General features: G+C 58.6%; 1 protein-coding gene. It reads right to left on the reverse strand.

All coding sequences use genetic code 11. The features are described from left to right. Positions 1 to 182 precede the first annotated feature (182 nt). Complete coding sequence (locus R0J92_RS23370) at positions 183 to 254, reverse strand: entericidin A/B family lipoprotein (RefSeq protein ID WP_411053431.1); 72 nt, start codon at positions 252 to 254, stop codon at positions 183 to 185. Between the last annotated feature and the right edge of the window lie 14 nt (positions 255 to 268).

Below are 268 nucleotides of genomic sequence, written 5' to 3' on the forward strand. Positions count from 1 at the left end.
GCGGCGATTCACGCAAGTGGATCGCCGCTTTGTTTTGGCAACACGGGCAACGCTAAGCTCACGTTTAACAAGCACGCACAACAAAAAGCCCACTGCGGTTTCCCGCAGCGGGCTCGATGATGCATTGCATTGCGATGAACCACCCTGCGCCGCAAATGCGCAGGGCTTCAAGCAACAGCGATTTACTTCGCCTTCTCAGCCTGATTGGTGAGGGCGTCGCCACCCTTCGAGATGTCCTGGCCGGCACCTGCCATCGTGTTGCAGCCGG

This window comes from Tritonibacter sp. SIMBA_163 (genome assembly GCF_046535935.1).
GTDB classification, from domain to species: domain Bacteria; phylum Pseudomonadota; class Alphaproteobacteria; order Rhodobacterales; family Rhodobacteraceae; genus Epibacterium; species Epibacterium scottomollicae.